Annotated in this window: 12 protein-coding genes and 2 tRNA genes; all 14 read left to right on the top strand. The window is 65.3% G+C overall.

The window, feature by feature from the left end:
- Window position 1: 1 nt before the first annotated feature.
- On the top strand, window positions 2-3,775 hold the full coding sequence (locus tag ACTOWK_RS11590) for a pilus assembly protein (RefSeq protein ID WP_441330310.1): 3,774 nt from the start codon (window positions 2-4) through the stop codon (window positions 3,773-3,775).
- Between the two features lie 12 nt (window positions 3,776-3,787).
- Window positions 3,788-4,240 carry a type IV pilin protein gene (locus ACTOWK_RS11585; RefSeq protein ID WP_441330309.1) on the top strand — a complete coding sequence of 151 codons (453 nt, stop codon included), beginning with the start codon at window positions 3,788-3,790 and terminating at the stop codon, window positions 4,238-4,240.
- Between the two features lie 134 nt (window positions 4,241-4,374).
- Window positions 4,375-6,405: an excinuclease ABC subunit UvrB gene (gene uvrB, locus ACTOWK_RS11580; protein ID WP_441330308.1), complete on the top strand. Its 2,031-nt coding sequence runs from the start codon at window positions 4,375-4,377 to the stop codon at window positions 6,403-6,405.
- Between the two features lie 110 nt (window positions 6,406-6,515).
- Window positions 6,516-6,590 (top strand) — tRNA-Val (locus ACTOWK_RS11575).
- 212 nt (window positions 6,591-6,802) lie between these two features.
- Window positions 6,803-8,701 (top strand): acyltransferase family protein, encoded by a 1,899-nt coding sequence (locus tag ACTOWK_RS11570; RefSeq protein ID WP_441330307.1) that lies wholly within the window; start codon window positions 6,803-6,805, stop codon window positions 8,699-8,701.
- Between the two features lie 398 nt (window positions 8,702-9,099).
- Window positions 9,100-11,001 (top strand): threonine--tRNA ligase, encoded by a 1,902-nt coding sequence (gene thrS, locus ACTOWK_RS11565; protein ID WP_441330306.1) that lies wholly within the window; start codon window positions 9,100-9,102, stop codon window positions 10,999-11,001.
- Window positions 11,002-11,080: 79 nt separating this feature from the next.
- On the top strand, window positions 11,081-11,614 hold the full coding sequence (gene infC / locus ACTOWK_RS11560) for a translation initiation factor IF-3 (protein WP_200875790.1): 534 nt from the start codon (window positions 11,081-11,083) through the stop codon (window positions 11,612-11,614).
- Between the two features lie 472 nt (window positions 11,615-12,086).
- A complete protein-coding gene (rpmI, locus tag ACTOWK_RS11555) occupies window positions 12,087-12,284 on the top strand; it encodes a 50S ribosomal protein L35 (protein ID WP_027083463.1) in 198 nt (65 codons plus the stop codon).
- Window positions 12,285-12,296: 12 nt separating this feature from the next.
- Window positions 12,297-12,656 carry a 50S ribosomal protein L20 gene (gene rplT, locus ACTOWK_RS11550; RefSeq protein ID WP_435395567.1) on the top strand — a complete coding sequence of 120 codons (360 nt, stop codon included), beginning with the start codon at window positions 12,297-12,299 and terminating at the stop codon, window positions 12,654-12,656.
- A gap of 394 nt (window positions 12,657-13,050) precedes the next feature.
- Window positions 13,051-14,061, top strand: coding sequence for a phenylalanine--tRNA ligase subunit alpha (gene pheS / locus ACTOWK_RS11545; protein WP_441330305.1), 1,011 nt, complete (start codon window positions 13,051-13,053; stop codon window positions 14,059-14,061).
- Between the two features lie 117 nt (window positions 14,062-14,178).
- A complete protein-coding gene (gene pheT / locus ACTOWK_RS11540; protein ID WP_441330304.1) occupies window positions 14,179-16,575 on the top strand; it encodes a phenylalanine--tRNA ligase subunit beta in 2,397 nt (798 codons plus the stop codon).
- A 64-nt stretch (window positions 16,576-16,639) separates the two neighbouring features.
- Window positions 16,640-16,942: an integration host factor subunit alpha gene (locus ACTOWK_RS11535; protein WP_031370383.1), complete on the top strand. Its 303-nt coding sequence runs from the start codon at window positions 16,640-16,642 to the stop codon at window positions 16,940-16,942.
- The gene (locus ACTOWK_RS11530) at window positions 16,935-17,291 is read left to right on the top strand and encodes a MerR family transcriptional regulator (protein WP_031370382.1); all 357 of its coding nucleotides are present in this window, start codon (window positions 16,935-16,937) and stop codon (window positions 17,289-17,291) included. Before ACTOWK_RS11535 ends, ACTOWK_RS11530 begins: the two co-directional genes overlap by 8 nt.
- Window positions 17,292-17,465: 174 nt before the next feature.
- Window positions 17,466-17,542 (top strand) — tRNA-Pro (locus ACTOWK_RS11525).
- The last annotated feature ends 98 nt before the right edge of the window (window positions 17,543-17,640 follow it).

Below are 17,640 nucleotides of genomic sequence, written 5' to 3'. Positions count from 1 at the left end.
CATGACTTCCCCGCGCGTCTACATCGCCGTTCCGCTCGTGCTGGCGCTTGCCGGCGGCGGTTACTGGCTCTACAACGCCAACGCCATCCAGGCCGGCGGCTCGCTGGCGCAGGTGCCGCTGAATTCCAGCGTCACGGTGCCGCCGGCCTTCGTCATGGCGGTCGACAACTCCGGTTCGATGACCTTCCAGACCTTGTTCCCGGGTAAGGACGGCTCGGCGTTCTGGGAGAACGACGCGGCTTCGACTAACGGCTTCTTCATCGGTACCGGCGTCAACGCGCGTCCGCGCACCCAGAACGACAGCTCGGATCTCGAGAACTTCCATCACACAATCCCTTCGGATGGCTATCGGATCGCCAACTCGCGCTACGCGATTCCGCCGATCGACAATTTCGGTTTCGCCCGTTCGCCAGACGTGAATCCGGCCTATTTCAATCCAGCCGTCACGTATGCGCCGTGGAAGCGGCCCAACGCCTCCAATGAGATCGTCGACTACCCGGCGGCCAGCATTGCCGCTACCCGGGTCGATCCGGATTCCGCCTCGCCGACGATCAACCTAGCCAGCAATTGGCGGCTGAATGGCGGGGACAATCTTTTCATGGTGCCCAACGGCGCGACTCTGCCCAAGGACACGGTGTATTACTCCGATGCCAATTGCGGCGGCCTGAGAGGGGGCAGCTGGCGCACGCTCAACAGCGCGGCCACGGTCAACGAAGACTGCGAAATCTCCATCGAATACTACCCGGCTACGTTCTATCTGAAGTCGGCCACGGCCGGCTCGGCCTGGGGCTATACCGCTACGCCCACGCTGGCCAAGAATGCCTGCGGCAGTGGCTGCGATCTGTATAAGTACGAGATCAAATCCGGCAATTATTCCGCCGGGAAGTACGCCGAGGCGATCCAGAACTTCGCTAACTGGTTCAGTTTCTACGGCAATCGTAATCGCGCGATGAAGGCTGCGCTGACCCTGTCGCTGGAGCGCACCGAAAAAATGCGCGTCGGCATGTTCACGATCAATCCGACCAGTTATACCGACGTCGTCATGCGCGACATGTCGGTGGCTGCCGATAAGGCGGCGCTCTACAACGACAAGCTGCTGAAGCTCAACGCCAGCGGCGGTACGCCCAATCGTTTTGCGGTCGAGCACGTCGGCAAGCAGTTCTTGCGGACCGATGCGGGTGCGCCGGTGAAGTACGCCTGTCAGATCAATGCCGGTATGCTGTTCACCGACGGCTACAGCAATGGTGGCGGTCCCGCAGTCGGCTCGCACGATGCCGACATGCCGGCGCCGCTCGCCGATGCCCATGCCAATACGCTCGCCGACACCGCGGCCTTCTACTACAAGGCCACGCTGCGCAGCGATCTTGGCCTGGGCAAGGTGCCGGTGCCGGACGCGTGCAAAACCACGCCGAACGATCCGAAGCTGGATTGCCGCAAAGACCCGCATATGAACTTCTACGGGGTCACGCTGGGCGCGCGAGGCGATATCTACGGCGTCACCTACAACCCCAACACCAACACGCCCGACCCGTATACCCCGGCAGGTTATCCGGCATGGCGCTCGCGCCAGGACGATGCGCCGAGCACGGTCGACGAGATCTGGCACGCGACGATGAACGCGCGCGGCAGGTACGTCAACGCGACGACGCCGGCCGACATCACCTCGGCCATGCGCGAGATTCTGGCGTCGGTCGGTGGCGGCGAAACCCCGTCAGGCACGATCGGCCTGAGCGGTGCGCGTCTCGGCAGCAATACGCTTTCGGTCGAGCCGACCTACGAATCGGCGAACAACGGGACCGACTGGTTCAGCCGCCTGACGGCTTATACGGCGCAGAACGACCCCATCGCCGGCACCATCACCTTCACCACCAAGTGGGAAGCCGCCAGCCAGATCGCTTCCGCGGGACGCACGGTACGATTCGGCGCTACCGCTGGAGGCAACGTGAAGCCTACGGTGGCCGATTTCGCCGCGACCGCATTGGGCGCGAACGATGCCGCGGTGCTGGCTGCCTTGTGCAGCGATGCGCTGCAGAATTGCGCGGGCAAATTCAATCGCATCGTTGGTGGCGTGACCGGCGCGGAGGCGGTGGCTTACTTGCGCGGCGACACGGCCAATGACGGCGGCAAGTTGCGCAAGCGCACGACCTTGCTGGGCGACATCGTCAATTCGACGCCTATCATTTCCTCGCTCGGCGACGACTATGGCTACCGCGGACTCCGCAGCGCCGATGGCTCTACCGGCGATGTGCTGAATTACAACAACTACCTGACGAGCAAGCGCACCGGCGTGCGCAAGCCCTTCGTCTACGTCGGTGCGAACGACGGCATGTTTCATGCTTTCGACGGGACCAGTGGCAAGGAGGCGTTCGCTTACATTCCGGCGACTTCGGTCGGACACATGGGAAATCTGTTGTTCCCGTATAACGCGGCCGATCGCAACGACCAGGTGTTCCAGCATCGTTATTATGTCGATGGCCTGGTGACCGTGTCCGACGCGCACGATGGCAGCGCTTGGAAGACGGTGGTGGCCGCTAGCGTCGGCGCCGGCGGACGCGGCGTTTTCGCGCTCGACGTGACCAACCAAAGTGCGCTGAGCGTGCTCTGGGAGATCAATGACAAGGTCAGCGATGCCAACGGCGGCAAGGACATCGGCAGCGTGCTCGGCAAGATCGCGATCGTGCCAGTCAAGGATGCTGGTGGCGCAATCAAATGGAAGGCGATCTTCGGCAACGGCTACGACAGCGTCAACGGCAAGGCCGTGCTGTTCCTGGTCGATATCGCCGACGGCAAGGTGACCCGGATCACGGCCACGGAGACCAGCGGTACCCTGCCGACCCGGACCAAGAACGGTCTCGGCAACGTGGTCGTGATCGATCGCTATCAGGGTACGGGCACCACCCAGGTTCGCGACGGTTTCGCCGACACGGTGTACGCCGGCGATCTGAACGGTGCGGTTTGGAAGTTCGACTTGCGCAATAATTCGGTCGGTCTCGGCGGCAAGCCGTTGTTCATCGCGCGCTACAAGGACGACTACGCTCTGCGTCAGCCGATCCTCGGCGGCCTTGAGGTGACCACGGTCGGCAACGACGTGATGGTGCTGTTCGGTACCGGCAGCTTCTCGTTCGTCGACGATCCCAGCGACAAGGCGATGCAGAGCGCCTACGGCATCATCGACCGCGACGCGGTCGTTGCCGGACGCAGCGAATTGCAGGCGCAGTTCATCAATCAGGAAGCGGACACCACCGGCGCGATGCTGCGTTACGTGACGGGCAGCCGTTTGGATGCCACCAAGAAGGGCTGGTACATCAATCTCGGCGTGGATACCGGCGGCAACGGTAATCCGGTCGCGACAGGCGAACGTTTCATCGGCAACCCTCGCCTGCAGAACGGCATTCTGTTCTTCCCGACCTACGACCCGAACAGCACCGATGGTTGCTCGACCGACGGCAATAACTGGCTGTACGGTCTCGATGCACTCAGCGGCGCCGGAGGCTTGGCCAATGCACGTGTCGGCTCGGCGACGGGTAACCGTTTCGGCGACAAGGTTGGCGCGGTCAAGCTGAAGGGCCAGGCGAGCGGCAAGGGCTCGGCACCGGTCAAGGACATCGCGGTGGTGGCGACACCGAAGACCGACATTCTTCCGGTCACTGCGACCGACGAGCAGATCGCTCAGGCCATGGCATCCAAGTGCTCTGTGATGGTCCAGACTTCGGGTTCGCAGCCGATCTATCTGCCCCGACCCTGCGGCCGCCAGTCCTGGCGCCAGATCCGATAACGAGGAACCGACATGAAGCAGCAGTTTGCGAAAGCGGCAGTGCGCCTCCAGCGGGGTTTCACGCTCATCGAGTTGATGGTCGTGGTGGCCATCGTCGCCATCCTGGCCGGCATCGCGGTGCCGGCTTACCAGGACAGCGTGCGCAAGAGCCGTCGCGGCCAAGCCAAGGCCGACTTGGCCGAAGCGGCTCAGGCAATGGAGCGTTTCTACACGATGCGAAATACTTATGTCGGAGCGGATTTGGCCGTAATCGGTGCACCGACCAAGTCTCCGCAAGGGGCGGACACACCCCAGTACACAATTTCATTGAACGGGGCGCCGACCGCCAGCGCATTCAGCTTGCAGGCGGTGCCGAGCGCCAGCACCGGTCAGGACAAGGACAAGTGCGGCACGCTCGGCATTACCAATACCGGCGTGAAAACGCCAAACGATGCTCCGCGGAAGGAATGCTGGAACATGAATTGATCTTCGAGCGCCTTTAGTTCGAGCGCCCGTAGAAGGCCCGCTCCTGGAGCGGGCCTTCGCCGTTGAGGGGCCCGTTCGCACCCGCTGCGACCGACTTGGCTAAACTGGACGACTCGCAACGCTCGGGTCGCACGATGGACGACAGTCAGCAGTCTCCCGGTTTCCAACTGGTCGCGCCTTACTCGCCCGCGGGCGATCAGCCGCAGGCCATCGAGCGCCTGATCAAAGGGTTCGACAACGGCCTGGCCCAGCAAACCTTGCTCGGCGTGACCGGCTCGGGCAAGACCTATACGGTCGCGAACGTGATCCAGGCGGTGCAGAAGCCGACCCTGGTCATGGCCCCGAACAAGACCCTGGCCGCGCAGCTGTACGGCGAGTTCAAGGCGTTCTTCCCGCATAACGCGGTCGAATACTTCGTCAGCTACTACGACTATTACCAGCCCGAGGCCTACGTGCCCTCGAGCGACACCTTCATCGAGAAGGACAGCTCGGTCAACGAGCACATCGAGCAGATGCGCCTGTCGGCGACCAAGGCCCTGCTCGAGCGCCGCGACGCGATCATCGTTTGCACGGTGTCGGCGATCTACGGCCTCGGCGACCCGAACGAATACTTCCGCATGGTCCTGCACATGGTCCGCGGCGAGCGCATCGACCAGCGCGAGCTGATCCGCCGCCTCACCGAAATGCAGTACACCCGCAACGACACCGAGCTGCGTCGCGCGACCTACCGCGTGCGCGGCGAGGTCATCGACGTGCATCCGGCCGAAAGCGACTCGGAGGCCCTGCGCGTCGAGCTGTTCGACGGCGAGATCGAGAACTTGACCCTGTTCGACCCGCTGACCGGCGAAACCTTGAGCAAGGTCCCGCGTTACACGATCTATCCCGGCTCGCATTACGTAACGACGCGGCGCACGGTGCTCGATGCGATCGAAACGATCAAGGACGAGCTGCGCGAACGTCTCGAGCTGCTCTACGCCCAGAACCGGCTGGTCGAAGCTCAGCGCCTGGCCCAGCGCACCCAGTTCGACCTGGAGATGCTGGCCGAGGTCGGCTATTGCAACGGCATCGAGAACTACTCGCGGCACCTGAGCGGGCACATGCCCGGCGAGCCGCCGCCGTGCCTGTTCGATTATCTGCCGCCGGATGCGTTGCTGGTCATCGACGAATCCCACGTGACCATTCCGCAGATCGGCGCCATGTACAAGGGCGACCGCTCGCGCAAGGAAACCCTGGTCGAATTCGGTTTCCGCCTGCCGTCGGCGCTCGACAACCGGCCGTTGAAGTTCGAAGAGTGGGAGGGCCGCTCGCCGCGCTCGATCTTCGTCTCGGCGACGCCGGGTCCGTACGAACTGCGCAAGTCGGAAGGGCAGGTGACCGAACTGGTGGTGCGCCCGACCGGTCTGATCGATCCCGAGGTCGAGATCCGGCCGGTCGCGACCCAGGTCGACGACGTGCTGGGCGAAATCCGCGAACGCGTCGCCATGGGCGACCGCGTGCTGATCACGACCCTGACCAAGCGCATGTCGGAGAACCTCACCGAGTACCTGGCCGAGCACGGGGTCAAGGTGCGCTACCTGCACTCGGATATCGACACCGTCGAGCGGGTCGAGATCATCCGCGACCTGCGCCTGGGCAAGTTCGACGTGCTGGTCGGCATCAACCTCCTGCGCGAGGGCCTGGACATGCCCGAAGTGTCGCTGGTGGCGATCCTCGATGCCGACAAGGAGGGCTTCCTGCGTTCGGCCGGCTCATTGATCCAGACCATCGGTCGCGCCGCGCGCAACCTGCGCGGCAAGGCGATCCTGTACGCCGACCGCGTCACCAACTCGATGCAGAAGGCGATCGAGGAGACCGACCGGCGCCGCCACAAGCAGGTCGAGTACAACACCGAGCACGGCATCACCCCCAAGTCGGTGAGCAAGACCATCGTCGACGTCATGGAAGGCGCACGCGTCGATCCCGACGGCCTCAAAGCCCGCGGCAAAGGGCGCAAGGTCGCCGACGAAGCCGCCGATTACGCGGCGCTCAGCCCGTCCCAGTTCGCCGCCCGGATCAAGGCCTTGGAGCAGCAGATGTACCAGCACGCCCGCGACCTGGAGTTCGAGGAGGCCGCGGCGGTGCGCGACCAACTGCGCCGGCTCAAGGATGCGGGGTTCGCGGCCTGAGGGCGGTCGACTCGGTCGAAGAGAAAAACGGTTGCTCGCTGCCGCAGGCTGGGCTACACTGCGCGCCCCTCGCCGGGGAGTTTGCAGCAGGTTTCAGGCAAGACGGCGACGGGCGGTTAGCTCAGCGGTAGAGCACTACCTTGACATGGTAGGGGTCACAGGTTCGAACCCTGTACCGCCCACCAATTCGGTGACGAAAGGCCCGGCGCAAGCCGGGCCTTTCTGTTTTTTGGCGCGACCCGGCGTGCGGCGATAGGATGTGCGGCGCCACGCGTTGTCGGGTGGCTCATGGGGAATCCGGCCAGTCGGTCTGGCGGTACGGCAATCGCGAAACTCGAGAGCTCCGGCGGCGGTCCGGGGTGGGGCTGGCCATGGCGATTTCGACGAGCGGAAGGGTATGACACCGGAGCATCGCTCGGGCGCGGGCACGCTTGTCTATCGCCCGGAAATCGATGGTCTGCGTGCGATCGCGGTGGTCGGGGTGGTGCTCTATCACGCTGGGCTGCCGATGCTCGACAACGGCTTCGTCGGTGTCGATATCTTCTTCGTGATATCGGGTTACCTCATCACCGGTTTGCTGTTGCGCGAATGGAGCGAGCGGAAACGCCCGAATTTTCTCGAATTCTATGCGCGCAGAGTCCGCAGGCTCCTGCCGGCGCTGATCGTCGTATGCATTGCGGCCGTCGTCGCGACGGCGCTGTATGTGCCGTCTCCGGACGATCAGCGCACGGCCGCGCAATCGGCGGCCGCTTCCCTGCTCTTTGTCGGGAACTTCTTCTTCCAATCGCGAACCGGCGGCTACTTCGACGCCGACTCCGGCACGATGCCGTTGCTGCATCTGTGGTCGCTGGGCGTGGAGGAGCAGTTCTATCTGCTTTGGCCGTTGCTTATGCTCGGTCTGCTGCGTCTGCGGCGCTCCTGGATGGTCGGCCTGACGCTGTGCCTCGCAGCCGCGTCCCTGGTCGCGGCCGAGCATCTCATCGGTACCGGCAACGATGCGGCCTTCTATCAGATGCCGACCCGATTCTGGGAATTGACCGCTGGCGGCCTGGTCGCGATGTCGTCCGTCCGAGCGGGCAAGGGAGCGCTACCTGCCTGTTACGCCGGTGTGGTCTTGGCGGTGATTTCCTTGTTCGTCCCGTTCCTGCCCGGGCACTTCCCTGGGCTCGGGGCGCTGCCGGCTGTGGCCGGAGCGGCTCTGGTCCTCTGGAGTGTCCATGTCCGCGGTCATTTGGGTGGCGCAGGCGCCCTGTTGCGAGCGCGTCCGATGGTATTCGTGGGTCTGATCTCGTATTCGCTGTATCTGTGGCATTGGCCGTTGCTGGCGATCGCGAAGGCGGGGAGTGTCGTGCCTTTGCCGCCCGAGCTGAAGACGACGTTGGTGCTTGCGGCGATCGTGTTGGCCTGGCTCAGTTGTCGCTGGATCGAGCGGCCGTTCCGCGGCATGGTTCACGCCGGCTCGGTCCGCACGGTCTGGGTGGGTTCTGCGCTATCGGCAGCGCTCGCCATCGGCTCGTTGGGGGGAGCCAGCTACATCGATAACGGCAAGGGAGCCGGCGCGCGTACGTCGCGCGACCGCCCCGAGAACATGGCGACCTGCCACGCCAGCAGTTCGTCGCCGGTGCCGGCCGCTCCGGACTCTGCTTGCGCCTCATCCGACGAGGCCATCGATACGGTGATCTGGGGAGACTCCCATGCACTGGCCTGGCAGCCATTCGCCTGGGAGATAGCCGATCGCGCCGCGATCAACATCACTCGCGATTCTTGTGGTCCAGCGCTGGGATTCGCAGGCGTCAAGGGCTACGAGTCGAAGGCACCGGCGTGCGAGGCCTCGAATCGGATGGCGCTGGCCTATCTCCGGCAACTGAAGCCGCGCACGCTGATCGTCGCCGCGCGATGGCCGTCTTTTTTGGGCGATGCTCGGGCAGCGGAGTTCGAGGACGCGTTCATGAAGACCATGGCGACAGCGAGCGGCCTAGCCGAACGGGTATTGATCATGGGCCCGACGCCGGAACTGGCGGCTCGCGCACAACAATGCATCGACCTCGACAAGCTGCAGTCCTGCGCGGAATCCAGGGCGCACTATTTGGCGCGCACCGAGCGGTCGCGCAGATTGCTGAATGCCGTCGCCGCGACCTATCCGAACGTGCAGGTGATCGACCCGGAGGCATATTTCTGCAGCGGAGATTCCTGCGGCGTCCTGCGCGATGGGTTCTCGCTGTACTGGGACGACGACCATGTCTCCTCCACCGCGGCACGCGGCTTCGCCGAGCAATGGCAAGGGCGCCGACGTTGATGCGCGCGCCCGAGCCCGATAAAGGGGCGGCGGACTGCCATGCCGGCCTGGCACCGCCGTTGACTTGGCTGCCTGCGTCCCCAACTATTAGCGTCCGGATCGGCATTGGGCCGCTCCCGAACCCGAGGTGGCCCGCGCGAATCGCCGGCCTAGCGTGCGACATGGACACTAGCTGCTCCCATCGCTGAACCGTCCGAGGCCCCGCGAGCGCAGGCGCCCCGGTGGCGCTTTTTTCTTGTCCGCGCAGCAGCCCGCCTTGCGGTAAAGGCCGCCGCGATCCGCCTCCTTTTCGACCGCTTTCCCTATCCGAGTCGCGACCCTGCCGTCGCATGCCTGGCCGCTGACGGCCGGCGCCGGCTGCCGCAGCGACGACCCGCAACGACTACGAAGACCCCGCCATGATCGCCATTACCCTCCCCGACGGCAGCCGCCGCGAATTCGAACATCCCGTGTCCGTCATGGACGTCGCCGCATCGATCGGCGCCGGCCTGGCCAAGGCGACCGTCGCCGGCGAGGTCGACGGCAAGCTGGTCGACGCCAGCGACCGCATCGACCATGACGCCAAGCTGCGCATCATCACTCCGAAGGACCCGGAGGGCGTTGAGATCATCCGCCATTCCTGCGCCCATCTGGTCGGGCACGCGGTCAAGCAGTTGTACCCGACCGCCAAGATGGTGATCGGCCCGGTCATCGACGAAGGCTTCTACTACGACATCTGGTACGAGCGCCCGTTCACGCCCGAGGACCAGGCCGCGATCGAGCAGCGCATGGTCCAGCTGATCGACAAGGACTACGACGTGATCAAGAAGGTCACGCCGCGCAATGAGGTCGTCTCGGTGTTCCAGTCGCGCGGCGAGGACTACAAGCTGCGCCTGGTCGAGGACATGCCCGACGAGCAGGCGATGGGCCTGTACTACCACGAGGAATACGTCGACATGTGCCGCGGCCCGCACGTGCCGAACACGCGTTTCCTCAAGGCCTTCAAGCTCACCCGCATCTCCGGCGCGTACTGGCGCGGCGATTCCAAGAACGAGCAGCTGCAGCGCGTCTACGGCACCGCCTGGGCCGACAAGAAGCAGCTGGCGGCGTACATCCAGCGCATCGAGGAAGCCGAGAAGCGCGACCACCGCCGCATCGGCAAGCAACAGGACCTGTTCCACCTGCAGGAAGAGGCGCCGGGCCTGGTGTTCTGGCACCCGAAGGGCTGGTCGATCTGGCAGGTGGTCGAGCAGTACATGCGCCGCGTCTACCGCGACAGCGGCTACGGCGAAGTGCGCTGCCCGCAGATCCTCGACGTGTCGCTGTGGCAGAAGTCCGGCCACTGGGACAACTACAAAGAGAACATGTTCTTCACCGAATCGGAGAAGCGCACCTACGCGGTCAAGCCGATGAACTGCCCGGGCCACGTCCAGGTGTTCAACCAGGGTCTGCACAGCTACCGCGACCTGCCGATCCGTTACGGCGAGTTCGGCTCCTGCCACCGCAACGAGCCCTCCGGCGCGCTGCACGGCATCCTGCGCGTGCGCGGCTTCACCCAGGACGACGGCCACGTGTTCTGCCTGGAAGACCAGATCGAGTCCGAGGTCACCGCTTTCCACCGCCAGGCCCTGGCGGTCTACGGCGATTTCGGCTTCGAGGACATTCAGATCAAGATCGCCCTGCGCCCGGACTCGCGCCTGGGCGACGACGCCACCTGGGACAAGGCCGAGGCGGCCCTGCGCAGCGCCCTGGGCGCCTGCGGGGTCGAATGGCAGGAACTGCCGGGCGAGGGCGCCTTCTACGGCCCGAAGATCGAGTACCACCTCAAGGACGCGATCGGCCGGACCTGGCAGCTCGGCACGATGCAGGTCGACTTCATGATGCCGGGCCGTCTGGGGGCGGAATACGTCGACGAGAACAGCCAGCGCCGCACCCCGGTCATGCTGCACCGGGCCATCGTGGGCTCGATGGAGCGCTTCATCGGCATCCTGATCGAGCACCACGCCGGCCAGTTCCCGCCGTGGCTGGCCCCGGTTCAGGCCACCGTGATGAACATCACCGACGCCCAGGCCGATTATGTGGCCGAAGTCCGGAAACTCCTTGCAAATCAAGGGTTCCGGGTCGAGTCCGATTTGCGGAACGAAAAGATCGGCTATAAGATTCGCGAGCACACGCTGCAGCGCGTGCCGTACCTGCTTGTGGCCGGCGACCGCGAGAAGGACAATGGCATGATTGCGGTGCGTACGCGGGGTGGGGAGGACCTGGGGACGATGACCGTCGCCGAGTTCGCTTCGCGTTTGAACGGCGAGAACGTCGGCTAACCGCGCGCAGCTTGTACAGATCCCGTCCCGGTCCGAGCCCGGGACGGCCCGATGCGCAAACAGCGTATCCACTTTGGAGATTGCAACAATCAGTACCCCCGAGAAGCCGAATCGTAAGAACAACGAGATCCGCGTACCGCGTGTGCGCGTGATCGGCAGCGATGGCGAAATGATCGGCGTGCTAACGCGCGACGAAGCCTTGCGCATGGCCGAGGACGAGGCTCTGGATCTAGTCGAGATTCAGCCGAATGCCGATCCGCCGGTATGCCGCATCATGGACTTCGGCAAGTACAAGTTCGAACTGCAGAAGAAGGCCAATGCGGCCAAAAAGAAGCAGAAGCAGGTCGAAATCAAGGAACTCAAGTTCCGTCCGGTGACCGACGAAGGCGACTACCAGATCAAGCTGCGCAACATGCGCCGTTTTCTGGAAGAGGGCGACAAGGTCAAGGTCAACATCCGTTTCCGTGGTCGCGAGATGAGCCATCAGGAACTCGGTCGCGAGATGGCGGCCCGGATCGAGGCCGACCTGGGCGAGGACATCGTCGTCGAGTCGCGTCCGCGCCTGGAAGGGCGGCAGATGGTCATGATGATCGCGCCGAAGAAAAAGCAGTAAACCTGCAGGGGTCGCGAAAGCGGCCCCTGTTCGTATCCGGCGCAGCGCCGATGCGAATCGGCGATGCGGGCGTTCCCGAGTCGTCGATGCCGAGCGGCCCCGCGGGCCGCGACGTGGTGCCCGCGTCCCGACCGGGCCGCGCGCGAGCCGGGCCGAATCGGGCCTGACCCGCGCGTTCCTCCGCGCAACGGCCGCACAGTAGTCGCGCACCGGCCTTGGCGACTGGGGCGGCTGGCCGGCCTTTCGGCCCCCCCCGTAAGCCGCTGATTTGCGTAAGCTTCCGGCCTCGCGCATACTGTGCGGCCCGGTTCGCCGGGGTTTGTTGTATGCAGCATCACGGACCTGTCGTAGATTCGTTCCAGATCAACGACTTACAAGCCGGCAAGGGCAGGACGGAAAGAGTGGCCAGCGCATTGCGCGCGACGGTGCCACCGCCCAGGCCAGTGACATAAACCTCCGAAAGGACATCGCAATGCCCAAGATCAAGACCAATCGGGCGGCAGCCAAGCGCTTCCGGAAGACCGCTTCCGGCAAGTACAAGTGCGGCCACGCCAACAAGAGCCACATCCTCACCAAGAAAGCGACCAAGCGGAAGCGCAACCTGCGGCAGACGAACCATGTTCGTGCCGAGGACGCTGGCCGTCTGGACCGCATGCTTCCGTATTTGTGAGGAGAATAGAAAATGGCACGAGTTAAGCGTGGTGTAACGGCACGAGCCCGTCACAAGAAAATCCTGAAGCAGGCCAAGGGCTACTACAACGCCCGCCGCAAGGTCTTCCGCGTCGCCAAGCAGGCGGTCACGAAGGCCCTGCAGTACGCCTACATCGGTCGTAAGCAGAAGAAGCGCAATTTCCGTTCGCTGTGGATCACCCGCATCAATGCGGCGGCCCGCATCAACGGCATGAGCTACAGCCGTTTCATCAACGGCATGCTCAAGGCCGGCATCACCCTCGACCGTAAGGTGCTGGCGGACATCGCCGTGCACGACGCGAAGGGTTTTGCGGCGCTGGCCGAAAAGGCGAAGAGCGCGCTCGCGGCGTAACCTGCTTCATTCCCCGTCCGAGCCGAGTGCCGATGCACGAGGTTCGCGGCATGGGCACAAGGTTAAGGCATGGGGAAGGGCGCAAGTCCTTCCCCATTGTCGTTTCTGGGCCTCGTTCCCAGGTGCCGCTTCCGGATCCATCGTGGGTCTCGGTCGCCGGTTCCGATAACGGGGTCGTTCGATCCGGTCGCTGCCGCGGTTCGTTCGCGGCAACGGCAGGTTGCAGTACCGCTCGTCGCTCGGTCAAAGCCGAATCCATCCGTTCTTGCGGTCGCCGCGCTTCGGTTCCCGACAGCGAAGCCGCCGCAAGCAGGGTCCGGTTGTTCGCCGCAGCGACGGTCCGAGGACGATGCCCGGCGAAACCCGAGTCGGGCGCTAAGAGATTGGAAAGGCGATGAGTGGAATCGAAGCACTGACCCGACAGGCGCTGGACGAGATCGCCGCGGCGGCGTCTTCCGATGCGATCGAAGCGTTGCGCGTTTCGCTGCTCGGCAAGTCCGGCAGCGTCACCGCCCAGCTCAAGCAGCTCGGCACCCTGCCGGCCGAGGAGCGCAAGGCCGCGGGCGAGGCGATCAACAAGGCGCGCGACGCGCTGACCGCCGCATTGGCCGAGCGCAAGCTCGCGCTCGACGATGCCGCGCTCGATGCGCGGTTGGCGTCGGAAACCATCGACGTGACCCTGCCCGGCGTCGACGCCGCGCGCGGCGGCCTGCACCCGGTCAGCCGCACCATGGAGCGCATGGCCGACATCTTCGGCCGCCTGGGCTTCGAACTCGCCGACGGTCCCGAGATCGAGGACGACTGGCACAACTTCGAAGCGCTGAATTTCCCGCCGCACCATCCGGCGCGGGCGATGCACGACACCTTCTATTTCGCTCCCGACGAGGCCGGCGTCGCGCGTCTGCTGCGCACGCATACCTCGGGCATGCAGGTGCGCTACATGCTCGAACACCAGCCGCCGCTGCGCATGATCGCGCTCGGCAAGGTGTATCGCAGCGACAGCGACCAGACCCACACGCCGATGTTCCACCAGTGCGAAGGCCTGCTGATCGACGAGCATTCCAGCTTCGCCGACCTCAAGGGCACCCTGGCCGAATTCGTGCGTGCGTTCTTCGAGCGCGATTTCGAGATGCGCTTCCGCCCGAGCTATTTCCCCTTCACCGAACCTTCTGCTGAAGTCGACATCGCCTGGCAGCAGCCCGACGGCAGCACCCGCTGGCTCGAAGTGCTCGGCTGCGGCATGGTCCATCCGAACGTGTTGCGCAATGTCGGCATCGACCCGGAGCGCTACACCGGCTACGCCTTCGGCATGGGCGTGGAGCGCCTGACCATGCTGCGCTACGGCGTCGACGACCTGCGCAGTTTCTTCGAGAACGATGTCAGGTTTCTCAAACAGTTCGCTTGAGCGAGCGCGGGACTCGGGACTGGTGGCTCGGGACTCGGAACGGCTCCAGCGTTCCGCAGATCCACGAACCCCAGGTTCGCGAGTCCCCAGTCCCGAGTCCCGAGTCACGGAATCCCCATGAAATTCTCCGAAAACTGGCTGCGCCAGCATGTGCCGACCACCGCCACGCGTGAGCAGCTCGCTGCGACGTTGACCGCGATCGGCCTCGAAGTCGAAGAAGTCGTCGCCCTGGGCGAATCGCTGGACGGCGTGGTCGTCGCCCGCATCGTCAGCGCCGAGAAGCATCCCGAAGCCGACCGTCTGCAGGTCTGCCAGGTCGACACCGGCCACGGCATGGTGCAGATCGTGTGCGGCGCGCCCAACGCGCGCGCCGGCCTGGTCGCGCCGCTCGCGCGCGTCGGCGCCTCGCTGCCCGGCGGCATCGCGATCAAGGCCGCCAAGCTGCGTGGCGTCGAATCCTTCGGCATGTTGTGCTCGGCCAAGGAACTCGGCGTCGACCCGGATGCTTCGGGCCTGCTCGAGTTGCCGTCCGACGCGCCGCTCGGCACGCCGTTGGCGCAGTACCTCGCGTTGCCCGACGCCAGCATCGAGATCAAGCTGACCCCGAACCGCGCCGATTGCTTCAGCGTGCGCGGCATCGCCTACGACGTCGCCGCCGCCACCAGCAGCGCGGTGAGCCCGCTGGAGATCGTGCCGATCGAGGCCGCGATCGCCGCGAGCCTGCAGGTCGAACTCGACGCCGGCGCCGACGTGCCGCGTTATTGCGGCCGCATCATCGAAGGCCTCGACGCCGCCACGCCGACGCCGGTGTGGATGGCCGAGCGCCTGCGCCGCAGCGGCGTGCGTCCGGTCTCGCTGCTGGTCGACGTCACCCAGTACGTGATGCTCGAAATCGGCCAGCCCATGCACGCCTTCGACCGCGACACCCTGCAGGGCCCGGTCGGCGTGCGCCATGCGCGCGCCGGCGAGACCACCAAGCTGCTCAACGGCCAGACCGTGAGTCTCGACGAGTCGTTCCTGGCGATCACCGACGGCAGCGGCGACGCGCAGCGCGTGATCGCCCTCGGCGGCATCATGGGCGGCTTCGACAGCCGGGTCACCGATGCGACCCGCAACGTGTTCCTGGAGGCGGCGCATTTCGCCCCCGCGGCGATCATCGGCCGCGGCCGCAAGCTCGGCCTGCACACCGATGCCGGCCACCGCTTCGAGCGCGGCGTCGATCCCGAGCTGCCGCGCATCGCCATCGAATACGCGACCCGTTTGATCCTCGACATCGCCGGCGGCACCCCGGGGCCGTTGATCGAGTCGGCATTGCCGGATCATTTGCCGCATCCGCAGCCGGTCGCGCTGCGACGCGCGCGCCTGGCGCGCGTGCTCGGCCTGGTCGTGGCCGACAACGAAGTCGAGCGCATCCTCGGTGCGCTCGGCCTGACCGTCGAAGCCGCTGCCGACGGCTGGCGCGTAACCCCGCCGAGCCGCCGTTTCGATATCGCGATCGAGGAAGACCTGATCGAGGAAATCGCCCGCATCCACGGTTACGACCGGATCCCGACCACCTTGCCGGCCGGTTCGGCGCGCCTGGTGGCGCCGAGCGAGACCCGCGTCGATGCCGCCACCGTGCGCCGCCAGTTGGCCGCGCGCGATTATCTGGAAGCGGTCAACTACGCCTTCGTCGACGCCGCCTGGCTAGAGCAGTGGCAAGCCGGCGAGGGCGCGGTGCCCTTGGCCAACCCGCTCAGCGCCGAACTCGGGGTGATGCGCACCCTGCTGCTGCCCGGGTTGGTCGCGGCCCTGGCCCGCAACGCCTCGCGCCAGCAGTCGCGCGTGCGCCTGTTCGAGCTCGGCAACGTGTTCCGCGCCAACCCCGCGGCCGCGCCGCTGGAGACCCAGCGCATCGCCGCGGCGGTCTGCGGCGACGTCCAGGCCGAGCAGTGGGGCGCCAGCGCGCGTCCGGTCGGTTTTCACGACCTGCGTGGCGATCTCGACAGCCTTGCGGCCGCCGCCGGTGCGCGCCTGGACTACCGTCCGTCGCAACAGCCCTGGGCCCACCCGGGCCGCTCGGCCGATGTCTATCGGGTCGACGGCGGCGCCGAGCGCCGGCTGGGCTGGATCGGCCAGCTGCACCCGCGCCTGCTGAAGGCGCTGGACCTCGACCAGGACGTGGTCGCCTTCGAGCTGGACCTGGCGCCGCTGGTCGAGCGCGCCATCCCCAGGGCCGCGGCGTTGTCCAAATACCCCTCGGTGCGCCGCGATCGGGCGTTCATCGTCGCCGAATCGGTGGCCTGGTCGGCCATCCAGGCCACCGTTCAGGCGGCCGCCGGCCCCAGCCTGCGCGAGCTGGTCCTGTTCGACCGCTACCAGGGCAAGGGCGTGGAAACCGGATTCAAGAGTCTCGCTATGGGCTTGATTCTGCAGGATGAATCGCGCACCCTGACCGATCGGGATGTGGACGCGGTCGTGGCCGAAGTGACGGCAGCGGTGGAACGCGAACACGGTGCCCGGTTGCGCACGTGAGTACTCGCGAGGCGTGTGGCGATTGCGGCCCCGGTCCCAGCCCGGGTGTCGCGCAGAGGACAAAATGGCACTAACGAAAGCGGAAATGGCGGAGCGGTTGTTCGACGAAGTCGGGCTGAACAAGCGCGAGGCCAAGGAGTTCGTCGACGCATTTTTCGATGCGTTGCGCGAGGCTCTGGAGCAGGGACGGCAGGTCAAGCTGTCGGGTTTCGGCAATTTCGATCTGCGCCGCAAGAACCAGCGGCCCGGTCGCAACCCGAAGACCGGCGAGGAGATCCCGATTTCGGCGCGTACGGTGGTGACCTTCCGTCCGGGCCAGAAACTGAAGGAACGCGTCGAAGCGTACAGCGGAGGCGAGCATGCTTGACCCGGGCAGCAACCGAGAACTTCCGCCGATCCCGGCGAAGCGCTATTTCACGATCGGTGAGGTCAGCGAGCTGTGCGACGTCAAGCCGCACGTGCTGCGTTACTGGGAGACCGAGTTTCCCACCCTCAATCCGGTCAAGCGCCGCGGCAACCGCCGCTACTACCAGCGCCACGAGGTGCTGATGGTGCGCCAGATCCGCGGCCTGCTGTACGAGCAGGGCTATACGATCGGCGGCGCGCGCCTGCGCCTGGAAGGCGACTCGGCGAAGGACGAATCGGCGTTGAGCTCGCAGATCGTCAAGCAAGTGCGCATGGAGCTGGAAGAAGTCCTGCAACTGCTGCGCCGCTGAAGGGCCGGCCGGGATTCGGGCATCGGGAGTGGGGAATCGGACGCGGCGCTCGCGTCAGCCGATTTTCCAGTCCCGATTCCCCATTGCCGGCGGCAGCGGCTATACTTGCCGCCCGTTCGCAAGAGCGGAGCTCTTTGCGAGAGCTGACCTGCAAGAACAGATCTAGCAACACGTCGGGGCGTAGCGCAGCCTGGTAGCGCATCTGCCTGGGGGGCAGAGGGTCGTCGGTTCAAATCCGGCCGTCCCGACCACTAGATCGAAGCGAGTCGAGGGTGCGGGTGCAAGTGATTGGTCCTTGCGCACACCGCTGCCGGGCGTCTCGCAGTCAGACACCACACCGCCAGACAAG

It is taken from the genome of Lysobacter sp. CA196 (assembly GCF_052078695.1).
Lineage (GTDB): Bacteria > Pseudomonadota > Gammaproteobacteria > Xanthomonadales > Xanthomonadaceae > Lysobacter.
Note: the sequence above shows the minus strand (reverse complement) of the source record. Positions and strands in the feature narration are given on the sequence as shown.